We start from the raw sequence: 4,603 nt of genomic DNA, 5'->3' as shown, positions 1-4,603 counted from the left end.
GGCGTCGAGGGCCCGGCTGCGCAGGGCGGAGACCCGGGCGCCGTCCTCCAGGCTCAGCGCGCCGGCCACCACCGCGGCGGCGATCTCGCCCTGCGAGTGGCCGAGGACGGCGTCGGGGTGGACGCCGTGGTGCTGCCAGAGCGCGGCGAGGGAGACCATCACCGCCCACAGGGCGGGCTGGACGACGTCGACCCGCTCCAGCGGCTCGGCGTCGCGCAGCAGCCGGGTGAGTGACCAGTCGACGTGCGGCGCGAGCGCCTGCTCGCACTGCGCGATCCGCTCGGCGAACGCGGGCTCGGTGTCCAGCAGCGCGGCGGCCATGCCGGCCCACTGCGAACCCTGGCCGGGGAAGACGAAGACCGTGCGCCCGTCCGAGGCGTCCCGGCCGCGCACCAGGTGCGCGGCCCCGCCCGCGAGGCCGGTCCGCAGCTGTGCGCGGTCGCCGACCAGCACCGCGCGGTGCTCGAAGGCGGTCCGTCCGGCCAGCGTCCGGGCGACGGCCGACGGGGCGGCGTCCCGGTCGGCCAGCCGTTCGGCCAGCCGGTCGAACTGGTCGTCCACGGCCTGCTCGGTGCGGCCGGAGAGCAGCCAGGCGACCGGCTCGTCCGGAGCGTCCCGCGTCACCGGCGCGGCGTCGGCGGCCGGGGCCTCCTCCAGGATCACGTGCGCGTTGGTGCCGCTCATGCCGAACGAGGACACCCCCGCGCGGGCCGGGCGGTCCGCCTGCGGCCACGGCACCGCCTCGGTGACGAGCGACAGTGCGCCGGCCGACCAGTCGACCTTGCCGGAGGGCCGGTCGACGTGCAGGGTCGCGGGCACCAGGCGGTGCTGGATCGCCAGCACCGCCTTCATCACCCCGGTGACCCCGGCGGCGGCCTGGGTGTGCCCGACGTTGGACTTCACCGAGCCCACCAGCAGGGGGAGTTCGGCCGGCCGCTGCTGCCCGTAGGTGGCCAGCAGGGCCTGGGCCTCGATCGGGTCGCCCAGCGTGGTGCCGGTGCCGTGCGCCTCGACCACGTCGACCTCGGCGGCCCGCAGGCCGGCGTCGGCCAGCGCCGCGCGGATCACCCGCTGCTGCGAGGGCCCGTTGGGGGCGGCCAGGCCGTTGCTGGCGCCGTCCTGGTTGACCGCCGAGCCGCGCAGCACCGCCAGCACCGGGTGCCCGTTGCGCCGCGCGTCGGAGAGCCGCTCGACCAGCAGCACGCCGGCGCCCTCGGACATGCCCATCCCGTCCGCGGCGTCCGCGAAGGCCTTGCAGCGGCCGTCCGCGGCGAGCCCGCGCTGGCGGGAGAAGCTGAGGATCGCGCCCGGCGTGGACATCACCGCCACGCCGCCGACCAGTGCGAGCGAGCAGTCGCCGGCGCGCAGCGCCCGGGCGGCCAGGTGCAGCGCGACCAGTGAGGCCGAGCACGCGGTGTCGACGGTGATCGCCGGGCCTTCGAGGCCGAGCGTGTAGGCCACCCGGCCGGAGACCACACTGGCCGCGCTGCCGGTCAGCAGGTGGCCCTCGTTCTCCGCGGACTGGGCCACCGCGGCGGCGTAGTCCTGGTAGTTGACGCCGGTGAACACCCCGGTGCTGCTGCCGCGCAGCGCCACCGGGTCGATGCCGGCCCGTTCGAGCGCCTCCCAGGAGGTCTCCAGCAGCAGCCGCTGCTGCGGGTCCATGGCGAGCGCCTCGCGCGGCGAGATGCCGAAGAACTCGGCGTCGAAGTCGCCCGCGTCGTGCAGGAAGCCGCCGTGGCGGGTGGTGGAGGTGCCCGGCCGGTCCGGGTCGGGGTCGAACAGGGTGTCCAGCGGCCAGCCGCGGTTGACCGGGAACTCGGACACCACGTCACCGCCCTCCACCAGCAGCTGCCACAGCTGATCCGGCGTGCTGATCCCGCCCGGCAGCCGGCAGCCCATCGCGACGATCGCGATCGGTTCGTCGGGTTCGGCGGCCCGCACGCCCGGGTCGTCGGCCGCGTCGGAGCGCTCACCGAGCAGGGAGGAGCGGATCAGCTCGGCCAGCACCCCGGCCGACGGGTAGTCGAAGACCAGGGTGGCGGGCAGCCGCAGACCGGTGGCCGCGTTGAGCCGGTTGCGCAGCTCGACGGCGGTCAGCGAGTCGAAGCCCAGCTCCTGGAAGGCCCGGCCGGCGGGCACGGCCTCCGCCGATCCGTGCCCCAGCACCTCGGCCGCGTGGCCGCGCACCAGGTTGAGGACGACCCGGGTCTGCTCGGCCTCCGGCAGTCCGGCCAGCCGCTCGCGCAGCACCGAGGCGGCCGGGGTGGCGGCCGGCGCCGCCGTCGTCCCGCCGAGCGCGCGGACCTCCGGCACCCCGGTCAGCAGGCGGCTGGGCCGCACCGAGGTGAAGACCGCCGAGAACTGCGCCCAGTCCACCTCGGCCAGGGCGATGACCGTCTCGTCGTCGTCCAGCGCGTGCTGCAGCGCGGTGACCGCCGGCTCGGGGTCGATCAGCGGCAGGCCCTGGCGCTGCACCCGGTGGAAGTCGGCCTCGTCGAGGGTCTCCCGCTCGGCCCACGGGTTGGCCGCCTTCCACACGCCCCAGTCGACGGTGGTGGCGGTCAGTCCGCGGGCGCGGCGGGCCTCGGCGAGCGCGTCCAGGTAGGCGTTGCCCGCCGAGTAGGCGGCGTGGTTGCTGCTGCCCCAGACGCCCGCGATCGAGGAGAACAGCACGAACGCGTCCAGCTCGCGGTCCAGCAGCTCGTCCAGGTGCTTGGCACCGGCGGCCTTCGCGGCGACCACCCGCTCGAAGGAGTCGACCGGGACGACGTCCAGCGGCGCCAGCTCGATGTAGGCGGCGGCGTGGAAGACGGCGGTGACCGGCTCGCCCCGCTCCTCCAGGTCGGACAGCAGGCGGGCGACCTCCTCGCGGTCGGCCACGTCGCACCGCGGCAGGCTCAGCCGGGTGCCCAGTTCGGCGAGTTCGGCCGTCAGCTCGGCCGCTCCGGGGACGTCCGCGCCGCGCCGGCCGGGCAGCACCAGGTGCTCGGCGCCGCCCCTGGCCAGCCACCGGGCGAGGTGCGGGCCGAGCGCGCCGGTGCCGCCGGTGACCAGGACGGTCCCGCGCGGTCGCCAGGCGCGGCGCGGCACGGTGGGGCGCGGGGCGCGGACCAGCCGGCGGGCGTACAGACCGGCCGGGCGGACCGCGAGCTGGTCCTCGCCGGTCGCGCCGGTCAGCGCCGCCCGCACGGCGTCCAGGGCGCGCGAGTCGAGCACCGGCGGTAGGTCGACCAGACCGGCCCAGCGCGCGGAGTGCTCCAGCCCGGCGACCATGCCGGTGCCCCAGACCAGGGCCTGGTCCGGTGCGGTCAGCGGGTCGCCGACGCCGACCGACACCGCGCCCCGGGTGGCGCACCAGAGCGGCGCGTCCATCCCCAGGTCGCCCAGCGCCTGGATCAGCGCCAGGGTGAGCGCGGCGCCGGTGGGCAGCGCCGGGTGGGCCGGGTGCGGTTCACCGGCCGACGCGAGCAGCGACAGGATGCCGGTGAGGCCCTCGGTGCCGCCGTCGGTTTCGGCCGTCGCGGCGGCCAGCCGCTCGGCCGCGGCGGAGCGCTCCACCTCCCGCTCGCCCAGCTCGACGGTGCGCACCTCGGCGCCGTCCCGGCCCAGTGCCCCGACCAGCGCCGCCACGTCGTCCGCCGGGTGCCCGGCGGGCACCACGAGCAGCCAGCGGCCGCCGAACGCGTCGTGCGCGGGGGTGGGCAGCTGCTGCCACTGGACGCGGTAGCGCCAGGACTCCAGCGCCGAACTCTCCTGCTGCCGGCGGTGCCAGGCGTTCAGCGCCGGCAGCACCTCGCCCAGCGACCCGGCGTCCACCGCCAGGGTGCGGGCCGTCGCGGCCAGGTCCGCGTCCGCGACCAGCCGCCAGAACGCGCCGTCGTCGCCCTCGGCGCCGGTGCCGGCGGGAGCGTCGGCGCTCAACCAGTAGCGCTGCCGCCGGAAGGGGTGGGTCGGCAGCTCGATCCGCCGCCCGCCGCCGCCCGAGTACACCGCGCTCCAGTCGACCGGCACTCCGCGCACCCACAGCTCGGCCGCCGTCGTGAGCAGCCGGGGGAGGCCGCCCTCGTCGCGCCGCAGGGTGCCGGTGGCCAGCACGTCGGGCACGCCGGCCGCCGCCGCGCCGTCCAGGACCGGCAGGGTCAGCACCGGGTGCGGCGAGACCTCCAGGAAGACCTGGTACCGCTGGTCGGCGAGCGCGCGCACCCCGGTCTCGAAGAGCACGGTCCGCCGCAGGTTGGTGTACCAGTAGTCGCCGGTCATCAGGGTGGTGTCCAGCCAGTCGCCGGTCACCGTCGAGAAGAGCGGCACCCTGCTCGCCGTCGGCCGCACCCCGGCCAGCAGCCCGGCGAGCCGCTCGCGGATCCGCTCGACCTGCGCCGAGTGCGAGGCGTAGTCCACCGGGATCACCCGGGCCCGGACGCCCTCGCGCTCGCAGACCGCGACCAGCTCCGCCAGGGCCTCGTTGTCGCCGCTGACGACGACGGCGGTGGGGCCGTTGACGGCGGCGACGGAGATGCGGTCGTGCCAGGGGGCGATGAGTTGGTGGGTGTGGTCGAGGGGGTGGGTGAGGGAGACCATGCCGCCGGTGCCGGTGATGGTG

The 4,603-nt window shown here is 76.8% G+C and carries 1 protein-coding gene; it reads right to left on the bottom strand.

What is annotated here, in order from left to right; all coding sequences use genetic code 11:
- A partial coding sequence (locus tag PUR56_RS06875) for an SDR family NAD(P)-dependent oxidoreductase (protein WP_329948254.1) occupies positions 1-4,603 on the bottom strand: 4,603 nt, incomplete at both ends.

It is taken from the genome of Streptomyces sp. BE303 (genome assembly GCF_036290945.1).
GTDB lineage: Bacteria > Actinomycetota > Actinomycetes > Streptomycetales > Streptomycetaceae > Kitasatospora.
The sequence above is the reverse complement of the archived record's forward strand: the minus strand, read 5'-3'. Positions and strand labels throughout refer to the sequence as shown.